Origin of the sequence: Methylobacterium dankookense, from assembly GCF_902141855.1 — a bacterium.
GTDB lineage: Bacteria > Pseudomonadota > Alphaproteobacteria > Rhizobiales > Beijerinckiaceae > Methylobacterium > Methylobacterium dankookense.
In genome coordinates this window covers 48,909-63,222 of sequence record NZ_CABFVH010000014.1, presented here as the reverse complement: position 1 = coordinate 63,222, position 14,314 = coordinate 48,909, and the positions used below count along the sequence as shown (strand labels likewise).

Annotated in this window: 14 protein-coding genes; 4 read left to right on the top strand and 10 right to left on the bottom strand. The window is 72.0% G+C overall.

Annotation, left to right across the window (positions count from 1 at the left end; genetic code table 11):
- Nucleotides 1–47: 47 nt before the first annotated feature.
- The 3 genes from MTDSW087_RS12925 to MTDSW087_RS12915 form a co-directional block, all read right to left on the bottom strand.
- Complete coding sequence (locus tag MTDSW087_RS12925) at nucleotides 48–1,178, bottom strand: NADH:flavin oxidoreductase/NADH oxidase (protein ID WP_144764432.1); 1,131 nt, start codon at nucleotides 1,176–1,178, stop codon at nucleotides 48–50.
- 122 nt (nucleotides 1,179–1,300) lie between these two features.
- Nucleotides 1,301–3,223: a propionyl-CoA synthetase gene (locus MTDSW087_RS12920; protein WP_144764430.1), complete on the bottom strand. Its 1,923-nt coding sequence runs from the start codon at nucleotides 3,221–3,223 to the stop codon at nucleotides 1,301–1,303.
- 148 nt (nucleotides 3,224–3,371) lie between these two features.
- Nucleotides 3,372–3,554: a YdcH family protein gene (locus MTDSW087_RS12915; RefSeq protein WP_144764428.1), complete on the bottom strand. Its 183-nt coding sequence runs from the start codon at nucleotides 3,552–3,554 to the stop codon at nucleotides 3,372–3,374.
- A gap of 172 nt (nucleotides 3,555–3,726) precedes the next feature.
- On the opposite strand from MTDSW087_RS12915, the gene MTDSW087_RS12910 reads away from it, so the two are divergent.
- The 4 genes from MTDSW087_RS12910 (at nucleotide 3,727) to MTDSW087_RS12895 (ending at nucleotide 6,914) form a co-directional block, all read left to right on the top strand.
- Nucleotides 3,727–3,972, top strand: a complete 246-nt coding sequence (locus tag MTDSW087_RS12910) for a YdcH family protein (protein WP_144764426.1) — start codon at nucleotides 3,727–3,729, stop codon at nucleotides 3,970–3,972.
- A 146-nt stretch (nucleotides 3,973–4,118) separates the two neighbouring features.
- Nucleotides 4,119–4,586 carry a 5-(carboxyamino)imidazole ribonucleotide mutase gene (gene purE / locus MTDSW087_RS12905; protein WP_144764523.1) on the top strand — a complete coding sequence of 156 codons (468 nt, stop codon included), beginning with the start codon at nucleotides 4,119–4,121 and terminating at the stop codon, nucleotides 4,584–4,586.
- Nucleotides 4,587–4,591: 5 nt separating this feature from the next.
- On the top strand, nucleotides 4,592–5,680 hold the full coding sequence (locus tag MTDSW087_RS12900; protein WP_144764521.1) for a 5-(carboxyamino)imidazole ribonucleotide synthase: 1,089 nt from the start codon (nucleotides 4,592–4,594) through the stop codon (nucleotides 5,678–5,680).
- 370 nt (nucleotides 5,681–6,050) lie between these two features.
- Nucleotides 6,051–6,914 carry a tetratricopeptide repeat protein gene (locus MTDSW087_RS12895; protein WP_373321878.1) on the top strand — a complete coding sequence of 288 codons (864 nt, stop codon included), beginning with the start codon at nucleotides 6,051–6,053 and terminating at the stop codon, nucleotides 6,912–6,914.
- Between the two features lie 41 nt (nucleotides 6,915–6,955).
- Here MTDSW087_RS12895 and MTDSW087_RS12890 read toward each other — a convergent pair whose 3' ends face one another.
- The 7 genes from MTDSW087_RS12890 to MTDSW087_RS12860 all read right to left on the bottom strand — a co-directional run bounded on the left by MTDSW087_RS12890 (nucleotide 6,956) and on the right by MTDSW087_RS12860 (nucleotide 14,233).
- Nucleotides 6,956–7,807: a hypothetical protein gene (locus MTDSW087_RS12890; protein WP_238178597.1), complete on the bottom strand. Its 852-nt coding sequence runs from the start codon at nucleotides 7,805–7,807 to the stop codon at nucleotides 6,956–6,958.
- Nucleotides 7,804–9,057, bottom strand: a complete 1,254-nt coding sequence (locus tag MTDSW087_RS12885) for a glycosyltransferase (RefSeq protein WP_144764421.1) — start codon at nucleotides 9,055–9,057, stop codon at nucleotides 7,804–7,806. The genes MTDSW087_RS12890 and MTDSW087_RS12885 overlap by 4 nt, the downstream gene beginning before the upstream one ends.
- Before the next feature lie 100 nt (nucleotides 9,058–9,157).
- Nucleotides 9,158–11,047, bottom strand: coding sequence for a glycosyltransferase (locus MTDSW087_RS12880; RefSeq protein WP_306421674.1), 1,890 nt, complete (start codon nucleotides 11,045–11,047; stop codon nucleotides 9,158–9,160).
- Nucleotides 11,044–11,775 (bottom strand): hypothetical protein, encoded by a 732-nt coding sequence (locus MTDSW087_RS12875; RefSeq protein ID WP_144764419.1) that lies wholly within the window; start codon nucleotides 11,773–11,775, stop codon nucleotides 11,044–11,046. Before MTDSW087_RS12875 ends, MTDSW087_RS12880 begins: the two co-directional genes overlap by 4 nt.
- A gap of 38 nt (nucleotides 11,776–11,813) precedes the next feature.
- A complete protein-coding gene (locus MTDSW087_RS12870; protein ID WP_144764417.1) occupies nucleotides 11,814–12,803 on the bottom strand; it encodes an NAD-dependent epimerase/dehydratase family protein in 990 nt (329 codons plus the stop codon).
- Nucleotides 12,800–13,783 (bottom strand): GDP-mannose 4,6-dehydratase, encoded by a 984-nt coding sequence (gene gmd / locus MTDSW087_RS12865; protein WP_144764415.1) that lies wholly within the window; start codon nucleotides 13,781–13,783, stop codon nucleotides 12,800–12,802. The genes MTDSW087_RS12870 and gmd overlap by 4 nt, the downstream gene beginning before the upstream one ends.
- 216 nt (nucleotides 13,784–13,999) lie before the next feature.
- Entirely contained in the window at nucleotides 14,000–14,233 is a 234-nt protein-coding gene (locus MTDSW087_RS12860) for a hypothetical protein (protein ID WP_144764413.1), read from the bottom strand.
- Nucleotides 14,234–14,314: the final 81 nt, after the last annotated feature.

The following is a 14,314-nucleotide window of genomic DNA, read 5'->3' as shown; positions in this document are numbered from 1 at the left end:
GCGCTCGATCAAAAACCGTCTCGCCAACAATGGAGGGGCGGCGCGCCTCACCGCTGCCCGAAGGCCGTGTCCTTGAACAGGTCCTTGTACGCCCGCGGCTGCGAGCGCCAGTACTGCTTCGGGGCCCGGACCCGGGCGCCGAGCTCGGCCGCGGCGTGCCAGGGCCAGCGGGGATCGTAGAGCATGGCCCGGGCGAGCGAGATGGCGTCCGCCCGGCCCTCCTGCAGCACGGATTCGGCCTGGGCCGGCTCGGTGATCAGGCCGACCGCGATGGTGGTGAGCCCGGTCTCCGCCTTGATCCGCTCGGCGAAGGGCACCTGATAGCCCGGCCCGAGCTTGATCGCCTGCTTGGGCGAGACGCCGCCGGTGGAGACGTGGATCGCCGGCGAGCCCGCCGCCTTGAGCGCCTGGGCGAATTCGACCGTCTCGTCGAGGTCCCAGCCGTCCTCCACCCAGTCGGTGGCCGAGACGCGCAGCCAGACCGGGCTGCCCGCGGGCACGACCTGACGCACCGCGTCGTAGACCTCGAGCGGGAAGCGCATGCGGTTGCGCAGGCTGCCGCCATATTCGTCCGTGCGGCGGTTCGCCAGCGGCGAGAGGAACTGGTGCAGCAGGTAGCCGTGCGCCCCGTGCAGCTCCACCGCCTCGATCCCGAGCCGCACCGCGCGCTTCGCGGTGGCCACGAAGGCGTCCCGCACCCGTTTCAGGTCGGCTGCATCGAGGGCGTGGGGCGCCACCTCGCCCTCCCCGTGCGGCACCGGCGACGGCGCCTCGGTGCGCCAGCCGTAAGGATGCTCCGGCGGGATCTGCGCCCCGCCCGTCCAGGGCGCCTCGCTCGATGCCTTGCGGCCGGCATGGGCGATCTGGATGCAGATCGGGATCGGCGCGTAGTCGCGCACCGCGTCGAGGACGCGGGCGAGCGCCCGCTCGCAGCCGTCGTTGTAGAGGCCGAGGTCCCAGGCGGTGATGCGGGCCTCCGGCGAGACGGCGGTCGCCTCCAGGGTCAGTAGCCCGGCGCCCGACATGGCGAGCCCTCCCAGATGCATCATGTGCCAGTCGGTGGCCTCGCCGTCGCGGGCCGAGTACTGGCACATCGGAGCGACCAGGATGCGGTTCTCGAGGGTGAGGCCGTCGAGCGTCAGCGGTTCGAACAGGCGTGCGGGCGTGGCTGTCGTCATGGGGCGCTCCAGATGGATGCGCTCCTATCTACGCCGGCCGGCGCGGTATGCCAGCCGGCCAGAGCGCTCTCCGCCGAAGTGGATACCGGTTCGGCGGAAGAGAGCGCGTCACGACAGGAGCCCTACGCCTCGCCGATACCCCTTTGCTCCAGGCTCGCGCCGATCTCGTCGAGCACGGAGGCGTCGTCGATGGTGGCCGGCATGGTCCAGGGCTCGTGGTCGGCGATGCGCTTCATGGTGGCGCGCAGGATCTTGCCCGAGCGCGTCTTGGGCAGGCGCGGCACGGTGAGCGCCAGCTTGAAGGCGGCGACCGGCCCGATCTCGTCGCGGACCTTGGCCACCAGCTCGCGCTCGATCTCGGCGGGGTCGCGGGCCACCTGGGCCTTCAGCACCACGAAGCCGCAGGGCACCTCGCCCTTGAGGCTGTCGCGGATGCCGATGACGGCGCATTCGGCCACGTCCGGATGGCCGGCGAGCACCGCCTCCATGCCCCCGGTCGAGAGGCGGTGGCCGGCCACGTTGATGATGTCGTCGGTCCGCCCGAGCACGGTGATGTAGCCGTCCGCATCGATCACCCCGGCATCGGAGGTGTCGTAATAGCCGGGGAAGGTGGCAAGGTAGCTCGACCGCATGCGCTCGTCCGAGCCCCACAGGGTCGGCAGGCAGCCTGGGGGCAGCGGCAGGCGGATCGCGATCGTGCCCATCGTGTCCGGCGGCACCGGCTTGCCGCCCTCGTCGAGGATCTCGACGCGGTAGCCCGGCATCGGCACGCAGGTGCTGCCGTGCTTCACCGGCAGGAGCCCGAGGCCGAGCGGGTTGCCGGCGATCGGCCAGCCGGTCTCGGTCTGCCACCAATGGTCGATGACGGGACGGTCGAGCACCCGCTCGGCCCAGGCGACGGAATCCGGGTCCGCCCGCTCGCCGGCCAGGAACAGGCTGCGGAAGGCCGAGAGGTCGTGATCGCCGACGCGCTCGCCCCGCGGATCCTCCTTCTTGATGGCCCGGAGGGCGGTGGGCGCCGTGAACAGGCAGACGGCGCCCGTCTCCGACACCACCCGCCAGAGGGCGCCGGCATCGGGCGTGCCGACCGGCTTGCCCTCGTAGAGCACCGTGGTGCAGCCGTGCACGAGCGGTGCGTAGACGATGTAGGAATGCCCGACGACCCAGCCGATGTCGGAGGCGCAGAAATAGGTCTCGCCGGGCGCGACGCCGTAAAGGTTCGGCATCGACCACGCGAGCGCCGCGAGATAGCCGCCGGTATCGCGCACCACGCCCTTGGGCTTGCCCGTGGTGCCCGACGTATAGAGCACGTAGAGCGGGTCGGTGGCGGCCACCGGCACGCACTCCGCCCGGCGCCCCTCGGCCCGTGCCGCGGCGACGGCCTCCGCCCAGTCGCGGTCGCGGCCCTCCGTGAGCTGCGCCGCGCAGTGCGGGCGCTGCAGGATCAGGCAGGCTTCCGGCTTGTGGGAGGCGGTGCCGATCGCCGCGTCGAGGAGCGGCTTGTAGGCGACCGTGCGGTTGGGCTCGATGCCGCAGGAGGCGGCGAGCACCACCTTGGGCCGGGCATCGTCGAGGCGCACGGCGAGCTCGTTGGCGGCAAAGCCCCCGAACACCACGGAATGCACGGCGCCCAGCCGGGCGCAGGCCAGCATCCCGAACAGGGCTTCGGGCACCATCGGCATGTAGAGGAGGACGCGGTCGCCCCTGGCGACGCCGAGATCGGCGAGCACGGCGGCGAGCGTCGCCACCTCGTCGCGCAGCTCGCCGTAGGTGATGGTCCGCTTGGTGCCGGTGACGGGCGAATCGTAGCGGATCGCCGCCTGATCGGCCCGCGCGCCCTCGGCATGCCGGTCGACCGCGTTGTGGCAGGCGTTGAGTTCGCCGTCCGGGAACCAGCGGCCATAGGGGCCCTGATCGGCATCGAAGGCCCGGCTCGGCGCCGTCGACCAGTCGAGAGCCTTCGCCGCATCGAGCCAGAACGCCTCCGGGTCGCGGCTCGCCGCGGCATAGACCTCGGGATAGCGGCCGGGCAGGCTGGCGGGCATGGCGTTTCCTCGGGTGCCGCTCTGTCGGCGGTGCTGGCGACCCTAGCAGAGACGAGGCCCGCTGCGGCAGCCCGCGAAACGCGAAACCGCCGCACCGGGAGGCCGGCGCGGCGGTTCCTGTCTCATCGGCGGGGCGGTCGCGACCGGATCAGTGGATCGTGTCGTCGACGCCCTGGAGTCGGTTGATCTCGTCCTTCAGGTGGAGTTTCCGTCGCTTCAGCTCGGCGATGTGAAGGTCGTCTGCCGAGGGCCTGTGGATCGCTTCCTGAATCTCACGCTCGAGGGCTTCGTGCTTCCGGGTGAGTTGGTTCAGATGCGTCTGCAGCGACATGAGGCGAATCTCCTGTCATTGTTCTGACGCATCGAACCTGCCACAGGATAGGCCGGCTGTCGAAGGCATTTCGGTGGGTGCGGTGCGGAACGGTTAGGGGATCGTGTTGCCGAGCCGGCATGCCTGGCGCATGCTGGGACGCGGCGGTTCGGGTGTTTTTCAGCGGGCGGCGATGACGGTCGAGTCGATCGAGAGTGCGCAGGACAACGCGCGGGTCGAGGATGGGCAGACGGACCTCGTCCGGGAGCTGCACGGCCTGAAGGAAGAGCACCGCGACCTCGACAGCGCCATCGAGGCGCTGGAGCGCAACGTCGTCGCAGACCAGCTCCAGATCCAGCGCCTGAAGAAGCGCAAGCTGACGCTGCGCGACCGCATCGCCTATGTCGAGGACCAGCTGACGCCCGACATCATCGCCTGACGGTGGATCGGCGCGCGACCCGCCTTGCGGGCCCTGGCGCGCGCCTGTAACGGCAGGGTTTCCGCCGCGGCCGGCCCCCGCCGGCGCGGGCCCAACCGCGAGACCTGCGCGTGAGCACACCGGCTGCCTCCCCGGTCGCGATCATCATGGGATCCCAGTCCGACTGGGAGACCATGCGGCACGCCGCCGAGACCCTCGACGCGCTGGCCGTCCCCTACGACGCGCGCATCGTCTCGGCCCACCGCACGCCGGACCGGCTCGTGGCCTTTGCCAAGGGCGCGCGGACGGCCGGCTTCAAGGTGGTGATCGCCGGCGCGGGCGGGGCCGCCCACCTGCCCGGCATGGCCGCCGCGATGACGAGCCTGCCGGTCTTCGGCGTGCCTGTGGAGTCGAAGGCGCTCTCCGGCCAGGACAGCCTGCTCTCGATCGTGCAGATGCCGGCGGGCATCCCCGTCGGCACCCTCGCCATCGGCCGGGCCGGCGCCGTGAACGCGGCTCTGCTCGCCGCCGCCGTGCTCGCGCTGACCGATCCTGCCCTGGCCGAGCGCCTCGACGCCTGGCGCGCCCGGCAGACGGCGAGCGTCGCCGAGAAGCCCGTGACGGAGACCGCGTGACCCCGATGCCCCTCGCGCCCGGTTCCACCCTCGGCATCGTCGGCGGCGGCCAGCTCGGGCGCATGATCGCGCTCGCGGCCGCGAATTACGGCCTGAAGGTCCATGTCTACGCGCCCGACGCCGACAGCCCGGCCTTCGACGTCGCCGCCCGCACCACCTGCGGCGCCTATGACGACGCCGAGGCGCTGACCCGCTTCGCGCAATCCGTCGATGCGGTGACCTACGAGTTCGAGAACATCCCCCGGGAGACCGCCGACCTTCTGGCGCGGCACGCCGCCCTGCATCCGAGCGCCGACGCGCTCTCGATCACCCAGGACCGGCTGTCCGAGAAGAGCTTCATCAACGGCATCGGCATCCCCACCGCCCCGTTCCGGCAGGTGGATACGCCGGACGACCTCGCCCGCGCCCTCGACGCGCTCGGCCTGCCGGCGGTGCTGAAGACGCGCCGCTTCGGCTATGACGGCAAGGGCCAGCGCATCATCCGCGAACCCGCCGAGGGCGACCGCAACGCGATCTTCGCCGAGTTCGGCGGCGCGCCGCTGATCCTCGAGGGTTTCGTGCCCTTCGAGCGCGAGGTCTCCGTGGTGGCGGCCCGCTCCGCGGACGGCTCCTTCGCCGCCTTCGACCTCTGCGAGAACGAGCACCGCGACCATATCCTGGCGCTCACCCGCGTGCCGGCGCCGGGGGTGAGCGCCGAGACGGGCGCGGCCGCCGTCGAGATCGCACGGCGCATCGCCGAGGCGCTCGACTATGTCGGCGTGCTCGCGGTCGAGATGTTCCTGGTCCGGGACGAGGCGGGCGAGCACCTGATCGTCAACGAGATCGCGCCGCGGGTGCACAATTCCGGGCACTGGACCATCGAGGGCGCCCTCACCTCCCAGTTCGCGCAGCATGTCCGCGCGGTCTGCGGCTGGCCGCTCGGCGATCCGGGCCGCACCGGCGGCCTGGCGGTCGAGATGCGTAACCTGATCGGCGCCGAGGCCGATGGCTGGGTCGCCCTCCTCGGGGAGCCGGGCGCGCATCTGCACCTCTACGGCAAGGGCGAGGCCCGGGCCGGACGCAAGATGGGCCACGTCACTCGCCTGATCGGCTGAGACCGCGCGCGAATCGCGGCTTTCCGACCACACCCCCGGCTCCGCGAGCCCGCGCGGAGGCCCCGAAGCAGGGCCTCCGGCCCGCGAGCCATACCTTCGCCACATCCGCTGGCTTCCAAGGTTCCGTCGCCCGGTTCACGATTCCGACGCGCCGCTCGCTTCGCAGGGATCGCATCTCCGCGAGTGCCAAGGGGTTTTCGGCTTCGTTTAAGCGCGCGTTCACCGCGTCGCGAGACTGTCCCCGCGCCCATCCGGTGGCCGCGCGGATTGCGGACCGGGACGGGCGCCGGCAGGACCGGCGCGACGGATGGACGATCGGGGATCGGGCGCGCGCTGGAGCCGGCCCGGAGGGGAGCGGGTGATGAGGTCAATGAGCGTGCGGGCGCCGCGTGTGGCGCTGATCGGTTCGGCCCTGCTGGCGACCGTCGCGCTCGCCGGCTGCGAGACGATGGGCAGCGTGGCGAGCCCGCGCCAATACGCGGTGCTGGAGACCGACGCCACGGGCGCGACCAGCACCAACATCGCCTCGCTGACCGAGGTGGTGCAGCGCAATCCGAACGACGCGGCGGCCTACAACACCCGCGGTGCGGCCTATGCCCGCGCGGGCCAGTTCAACGAGGCCATCGCCGACTTCACCAAGGCGGTCGGCATCGATCCGAATTCGGGCTCCGCCTACAACAACCGGGCGCTGGCCTACCGCCAGACCGGCCGCAACGACGCCGCGCTGCAGGATTTCGGCAAGGCGATCAGCGCCGACCCGAATTACGGCCCCGCCTATATCGGCCGCGCCAACGTGCTGCGCGCCCAGGGCGACCTCGACGGCGCGCTCTCCGATCTCAACGTCGCGATCCGCCTGATGCCGGAATCCGCCGAGGCCTACCACGCCCGCGGCCTCGTCCGGCAGAAGCAGGGCCAGAACACCCAGGCCATCGCCGATTTCGACGCGGCGATCGACCGGAACCCCTTCGTCTCGGCGCCCTACGCCGCCCGCGGCCAGAGCCTGATCGCCACGAACCAGTTCGACAAGGCGATCGAGGACTACAACGCCGCGCTCAACGTGAACAACAAGGACGCGACCTCCTGGGCCTATCGCGGCCTCGCCTACGAGAAGTCGAACCGGCGCAAGGAGGCGATGGAGAACTACCAGCGCGCCGCCGGCATCGACCCGAACAACGCGGTCGCCAAGCAGGGCCTGAGCCGCGTGCAGGGCGGCGTCGGCTCGCTCTTCAACTAAGAAATCCGGGTGGCCGGGGGCGATGCCTCCGGCCCGGATCCTCAGGCCCGGCGCCGCACCGTGAAGGTGCCGCCGGGGAAGACCGCCGCGATGCGCGGCTTGTGCGGGCGCAGGTCCCAGAGCCGCACCTCGGCGCAGCGCAGGACGAGCGGGCCGGCCCGCTCTTCGCCGTAATAGCAATGCTCGAAGGCCGCGAGCAGCGTCGCCCGCTGCGGATGGGCGGCCGAGAGCGGGTCGATCGCGACCGTGAGCTGCTTCAGCCGGCCGAATTCGAACACCTCGAAACCGTCGAGAAGCCCAGCGATCTCCGGGTCGGTCAGCCGCATGAACAGGCAAAGGCGCCGGGCCGGGTCCGGGCAGGCCGCTGCCTCCCTGTGAAGGACGAGCGCGAAGCGCGTCCGCTCGTCTTCCGGCAGGTTTAGGATGTGGTGGGACGGCACGCCCTCCAGCATGTGCGGCTGCGGCGAGCCGAAGGTGGAGCGGCTGACCGGCCGGCCCTCCTGCCGTCCATGCGTACGGTAATGCAGCAGCGGATTCGACCCCGACCCCGCCACGTCCACGTACTGGCTCGTGTACCACAGGGTGTTGAAGCCGGGATTCGGATCGAACCCCTTGCGCGCGCCCATCCGGGTGTAGTGGCGGACCGGGTCGAGCCGGGTCTGCCCGCTCTGGCTGCGGTAGAAGCGCGTGTCGAAATCGGCGGCCGGATTGCGTCCCTGCTCCGCGCCCCGGAGCACGTAGTGGAGGAAGGGGTCGACGCCGCTGCGGGCCACGTCGCGGTTGGCGCGCAGGTAATAGTCGGCGTCGAACAGCTTCGGGACCCGCCCGATCAGGACGCGGCGCGCGGCCAGCGAGAGCAGGCGGACGGCGCCCGCGGGCAGCCCCGGCGTCACGGCCGCACCTCGCACAGGCGCCGCAGGGCCGCCCGGTGGAGGACGGGATCGCAGTCCCGCGCGATCTGCGCGAGGCCGGCCTCGCGCAGGCGGGTCCAGAGCACCTGGTCGTCGTGGAGGCGGCAGAGCGCGTCGGCGAAGCCCGTCGCGTCGCGCCAGTCGCGGGCGAGGTAGCCGGTGCCGGCGGGCCAGCCGATCTGCTCGGCGAGGAGCGCGGTCACCACCAGCGGCACGCCGCGCGAGACCGATTCGTAGACCTTGTGCGGGATGCCCGCCGCGAAGCGCGTCGGCGCGATGCAGACGCGGGCCCGCGCGAAGAGCGGCCCGGGATCGGCAACCCGGCCCAGCACCGAGATGCCCGGCCGCGCGAAGCGGTCGCGGATCTCCGGCAGCACCTCGCCGATGACGGTGAGCGTCACGTCCGGAATGGCCTCGCGGACACGGGGCCAGGCCTCGTCGAGCAGCCAGTCCAGGGAATCGACGTTCGGCTGCCCCTCCCGCGCCAGGGAGCCGATGAACAGGAAGCCCGAGCGGGCCGCGAAGCCCGGGAGCGCATCGTCGTTCGACCCCAGCGCGAAGCCGAGGACGCTGACATTGTCGACCCCGAAGGCGGCCAGCAGCCGGGCCTCGGCTTCCGACACGCTGACGACGCGGTCGGCCTGCGCGAAGAGGCGCGTCTCCTGCAGGATGGCCGTCCGCAGGGCGGCGTCGGTGCCGAAGCGGTTCGTCATCGAGGCGGCGATGAAGTCGCGCAGCGCGAAGACCGCCTCCGAGTCGAAGATCACCCGCGAGCGGACGAAGCCGCGCGGCGTCAGGCCCGCATTGGCGAGTTCCCGGCAGACCATCGCGATGTTGTGCGGGCGGCTGACCCAGAGCACGTCGAAGCGGCCGGCGCCTTCCGCTACGATCCGCCGGAAGCCCTCGGCCTCGTCGGCCTGGAGGATCTCCACCGACCGGTCGATGTCCCGGTAGGAATCGCCGCCGGGATCGCGGGCGAAGACGGGGTAGAAGGTCACGGCGTAGCCGAGATCCGCGAGCGCGTTGACGATGAAGTTGGCCCGCGGCAGGCCGCTGCCGCGGTCGATATGCGGCACGCTGTCGTCCACGTAGAGCACGCGCAGCCGCCATGGATCGTCGCGGCCCGCCGTCGAACCCGTTGCGAGCGCGGCGGCTTCAGGCCCCGGCAGCGCCGGCGCGCGCATCGCGGCCGGGTCGTCCTCTCCGTCCCCCTTCAGCATCTTTGCGTTCACGGCCTCGTGCGCTCCGGCGCACACCCATGCAGCGGTTCGCGCAGCGAGGCAATGAGCGCGGCTGCAGACCGCGCGCGTTGCGGGGAGATCGGCGAACCGCTCAGGCCGGTTTCGGCCCGACGATCAGGTGGCCGATCAGGTCGTCGGCGAGGATGAGGATCCGGTCCGCCTGGAGCCGATCGGCGCGCTGCCGGTCCGGCGGGCTCGCGTCGAGGGCGAGGACGGCCGGCACCAGGGCGAGGGTCGGGTCGGACGAGGCGCGGCGCAGGGCGGCCTGCCGCATCAGCGGCTCGGCGCCGGTCGCGCCGGCCGCCACCGACAGGCCTTCCGAGGAGGCCACGACGAAACAGGCCGTGCGCGGCAGGGCGGACAGGAAGCTGCTCGGCAGGCAGGCGACGAGGTCGAGACGGCCATCGGCCCGTCCGAGCAATTCGGCCTCGCTCCACCAATCCGGCTCGGTGGCGAGGAGGAGCGGCGCGAGCGCTTCGCGGAGGGCTTGGGGCAGCGCGGGGGTCCGCACCCATTCCGGGGACAGGGCGAGGCGGGTGGCGGCGAGCGAGCCGGCGAGCGCCTGCCGTCCCGCCGGGTCCGCGATCTCCCCGGCCCGGGGCACGCGTGCGAACCAGCGGCGCCGGACAGGGGTGTAGCCTCGCGACGGCGCGTCCGGCCCGGCACGCTCCGTCGCCACGAGGATGCCGAGATCCGGATGGCTCGCCGGCAGCGAGCGCAGGTCCCACTCCTCGGTGACCGTGACGGCGCCCAGGCAGATGGTTTCGTTCCGGGGGGCAGGCGCTTCGGGCACGTCCCCCGGCGCGGTGGCGCGCCCTGACGCCGCCGCGATCAGGCCGAGGCATCGCGCCTCGGCCTCGGCGCAGCGGGCCTCGAAGCGGCGGAACAGGTCTGCGCAGTCGGCGCCGAGGGCGGCAAGAGCGGCCGCGTCGCTGCGCAGCGCCAGCACGGCCTCGCGCACCGCTTCGACGCCCGGCAGGCGATGCGCCGCCGCGTAGGGATCGAACCCGTCGAAGGCGGTGGCGGTGCCGACCACCGGAAGCCCGTAGGACAGGGCCTCGGCCACCTTCATCTTGAGGCCGGTCCCCATCAGCATCGGTGCGACGACGGCATCGACCGCGTCGTAGAAGGTCTCAAGCTCCGCGACCCGGCCGAGCAGCGTGAGCCCGGGGCAGGCTTCGAGCCCGAGCGCGGTGCAGACCTCGCCGGCCACGACGAGCTCCGGCATGCCCGGCTGCCATCCGCTGGTCCAGATCTCCGCGAAGGCCCGGATCGACAGGCGGTTGGCGTCGTTGCCGTGTCCGATGAAGCCGATCCGGCGCAGGCGCGTCACCGTCCGCGGCACGCTCTGGCGGGGCAGGCGCGGCGGCAGCAGCAGGACGGGGCGATCGGTGACGGTGCGGAAATAGGCGGCCTCGTTCGCCTGGATCGCCAGGACCGCATCCGCCCGGTCGAGCCCGGCCGCCTCGCCGGCGGCATCCGTGTAGAAGAAGCTCGGCTCCATCCCGAAGGGGCGGTAGATCAGGTGCCGGTCGGCGAAGCGGTCGTGGGTGTCGATCAGCTTCAGGACGCCCGCCGGCACCTGCTCCAGCGCGCGCGACAGGAACACGTAGTTGACGACGATCGCGCAGGTCTCCGGATGGTGCGCGAAGTACCACGCGACGAAGTCGCCGACCTCGTCCGGACACCAGTCGTCGATGCCGAAAGGCCGGCCCGCGCTGCGCAGCGGGATCGGATCGCGCGGCTCGATCCGGAAGACGCGCCGGAAGGCTTGGTCCGTGCGGGCATCGTCGGTGGGCGGGTGCTGGCCGTAGCGCCGGTAGACCTGGTCCTCGTGCGCGAAATAGGCGAAATCCACCGCGAATCCGCCGCGCGCCAGCATCTCGCAGACGGCGAGGAGCCGCCGCCGGTTGCCTGCGAGCGTCGGGAAGGCGGGCATCGGCGCGAGGACGAGGATTGTCCGCGGCGAGGCCTCCGTCACGCGCCCCTCCGGCGGCGCAGGACGCCGATGCGGTGATCGTCGCGTCCGACCAGGATGGCGCGGTCGGCGAGCAGGCCGGGCGTCCAGGCCGGATCGAGGGTGAGCGCGGCCGTTGCGGGCCCGTCGAAGCGGAGGGCCGCTTCCTCGACCGCGAAGCGGTGGTAGCCGTCCTCCGCGCGCAGGACGATCCATTGGGGCAGGTAGCCGCCAGTCACGGTGAGTGTGCGCCCGTCCAGCCCGAGATCCAGCAGCTCCGCCTCGCCATCCGCGTCGAGGAAGGTGTCGAGGCCCGGGGCCAGGAACGCGAGCAGGGCGTCGGCGGCGCGCCGCGCGCCGTCATCCTCCCCGAGCTGCACGGTGAGCGCTGACCGAGCCAGAACCGCATATTCGTGGGGCGTGAGAACGAAGCGATCCGCCGTGAGGATCTCCACCGGCAGGTCGCGGAAATGGGTCGCCAGGACGAAGCCTCCGCCCGGCCGGAAATCCTCCCGGCTTCCGGCGGCGACGCGCAGGAGCAGGAGGTAGGAGATCGCCTCGCCGGCATCCTGCGGGCTCACGGCGAGGGCCCAGGCTTCCAGGCGGGCCCCGGGATTGCCGGCGAGGCCGAGCGGAACGGCGAAGGTGGGCAGGTGCTCGATGCGGCAGACGAGGAGGTCGTCGGCGACGGGGTGGAGGCGGGCGGCCAGCGTCGCGGAGGACGTCGCCGGGGTCAGGTCTGGATCGGGCAAGGCTGGGTCCCTCCGGTCCGGTCGCGTGGCGTCGAGGGTCACGGCGCCGACGCCGCGGCGGAGATCCGGCGGCGCGCATCGTCGAGGATTCCGGCCAGCGTGTCCGCCCAGGGGATCACGGGCGCCCAGCCCGTGGCGGCATGCAGCCGCCGGGCATCGCCGGCCGCCACAGCGATCTCGAAGGGACGCAGCCGCTCGGGCGCGACCGACACTTCGAACGGCACGGTCGCCAGCCTGCGGAGGTCCTCCAGCACGCTCGCGATGGTGCGCGGCTCGCCCGAGGCGACATTGAGCACCGTCCCGCTCGGCACGTCGTCGGCCGTCAGCACCGCGCGATAGGCCGAGACCACGTCCCGCACGTCGAGGAACTCGCGCCGTGCCGACAGATTGCCCACCGCGAGCTGCGGCGGCACCAGCCCGGCCTCGATCCGCGCGATCTGCCCCGCGAAGGAGGAGACCACGAAGCGCTCGTCCTGGCTCGGACCCGTATGGTTGAACGGCCGCAGCACGATCAGGCGGCCCGGCCCGGAGCCGAGGATGTCCTGGAGGGCCTGCTCGCCCGCCCATTTGGAGCGCGCGTAGCTGTTCGTCGGCTGCGGCGCGGCCGTCTCGTCCAGCGCCTCGCCCGACAGGAAGGCCCGGCCGTAGACCTCGCCCGAGGAGGCGAACACGAAGGTCGCGCCCGGCACCTCCGATGCGACCGCCTCGGCGAGGTTGAGCAGGCCGCCGACATTCACCTGCCAGGTCTCGGCCGTCGCCTGCGCCGCCTGCCCCACCGAGGAGAGCGCGGCCAGATGCAGGATGTGGGTCGGCGCGAAGGCGGCGAGGCGGGCGCGCACCGCGGCGCGGTCCATGAGTTCGAGGGGCTGGAAGGCCGTTCCGGGCAGCGCGTCCGCCGCGCACCGCCCGACGCCGAGCAGCGCCACGCCCGGATCGGCATCCGCCTGCAGCGCCGCCATGACATGCCGGCCGACGAAGCCGGCCGCGCCGGTGACGAGGATCCGCCGCGGTGCCGGTGCGGCGCTCATCCGGCCGTGCGCAGCCGCGCGAGATCGGCCTCGACCATCTCCTGGATCATCGCCTCCAGCGAGGTCTCCGCCTGCCAGCCGAAGGCGGCATGCGCCTTGGCCGCGTTGCCGAGCAGCATGTCCACCTCGGCCGGGCGGAACAGGGCCGGGTCGATCACGAGGTGGTCGTCGATGTCGAGCCCGACATGCGCGAAGGCGATCCGGCACATCGCGCGCACCGTCGTGGTGCGGCCGGTGGCGATCACGTAGTCGTCGGGGGTGTCCTGCTGCAGCATCTGCCACATGGCCCGCACGTAGTCGCGGGCATGGCCCCAGTCGCGCTGGGCGTCGACATTGCCGAGCCGCAACTCGTGCGCCAACCCGAGCTTGATCCGCGCCACCCCGTCCGAGACCTTGCGCGTGACGAACTCGACCCCGCGCAGGGGGCTCTCGTGGTTGAACAGGATGCCGTTCGAGGCGTGCAGGCCGAAGCTCTCGCGGTAATTGACCGTCATCCAGTGGGCGTAGACCTTGGCCACGCCGTAGGGCGAACGCGGGTGGAAGGGCGTCGCTTCGGTCTGCACGCTCTCCTTGACCAGGCCGAACATCTCGGACGAGGAGGCCTGGTAGTAGCGCGCATCGGGCTTCAGCATGCGCACGCTCTCGAGCATGTTCACGGCGCCGAGCCCCGTGATGTGCCCGGTGAGCACCGGCTGCTGCCAGGAAGCCGTGACGAAGGATTGCGCGGCGAGATTGTAGACTCCGTCCGGCCGGACCTCCTGCACGATGCGGGCAAGGCTGGAGAGGTCGAGCACATTGCCGTCGTGAAGGGTGATGCGATCGGCGATGCCGAGCCACTTGAGACGGTGGTCGAAGATGCCGGCATGGCTGGAGCGGCGTACCACCCCGTGCACGCTGTAGCCCTTGTCCAGCAGGAGTTGCGACAGGTAGGCCCCGTCCTGGCCCGTCACGCCCGTAATCAGCGCACGTTTGCCGGTCATCCACCTCGCCTCGGCTGCCGCTCAGGTCTCGTTCGCTAGGGATGCCGGAATATCAAGTCAAGCAATCCGCCGGAGCCCGGCGAGCCTCCGCGGTCCGGCGGCATCGCCCGGGCTGGAGCCGCCTCGCGAGGCGGCTCTCAGTCCTTGTTTTGACCCGCTCTCTTTCGCCGAACCGGTATCCACTTCGGCTTGACAGCGCTCCAGGTCACGGCGCGGTCAGAAGCACTGGCGGCGGCGGACCACGGTGACGCGGCCGTAGGGCCCGCGCCGCTTGGTCACCACGGTGCGGCAGCGCGGCCCGCGGATCACGGTGCGCCTGACCACCCGGGCCTGCTCGATGCCGTTGGCCGGCGCGGCGATGGGGCCGCCCGCGAGAGGCAGCGCGCTCGCGGGCGCGGCGAGGCCGGCGAGTGCGACGAGGGCGGCAAGTCCGACGACGGTTGCTTTCACGGTGGAAGCTCCTGGTTCGTTGGTGGGGTGGGCGGTCTGGCCGGGATTCGATGAATGTTGTGTTAACCGCCGGCTCATGCG

Bases quoted from the DNA above. Each gene is read 5' to 3' on its own strand.
- MTDSW087_RS12925 (WP_144764432.1), bottom strand. From the start codon at position 1,178: ATGACGACAGCCACGCCCGCACGCCTGTTCGAACCGCTGACGCTCGAC.
- MTDSW087_RS12920 (WP_144764430.1), bottom strand. From the start codon at position 3,223: ATGCCCGCCAGCCTGCCCGGCCGCTATCCCGAGGTCTATGCCGCGGCG.
- MTDSW087_RS12915 (WP_144764428.1), bottom strand. From the start codon at position 3,554: ATGTCGCTGCAGACGCATCTGAACCAACTCACCCGGAAGCACGAAGCC.
- MTDSW087_RS12910 (WP_144764426.1), top strand. From the start codon at position 3,727: ATGACGGTCGAGTCGATCGAGAGTGCGCAGGACAACGCGCGGGTCGAG.
- purE (WP_144764523.1), top strand. From the start codon at position 4,119: ATGGGATCCCAGTCCGACTGGGAGACCATGCGGCACGCCGCCGAGACC.
- MTDSW087_RS12900 (WP_144764521.1), top strand. From the start codon at position 4,592: ATGCCCCTCGCGCCCGGTTCCACCCTCGGCATCGTCGGCGGCGGCCAG.
- MTDSW087_RS12895 (WP_373321878.1), top strand. From the start codon at position 6,051: ATGAGCGTGCGGGCGCCGCGTGTGGCGCTGATCGGTTCGGCCCTGCTG.
- MTDSW087_RS12870 (WP_144764417.1), bottom strand. From the start codon at position 12,803: ATGAGCGCCGCACCGGCACCGCGGCGGATCCTCGTCACCGGCGCGGCC.
- gmd (WP_144764415.1), bottom strand. From the start codon at position 13,783: ATGACCGGCAAACGTGCGCTGATTACGGGCGTGACGGGCCAGGACGGG.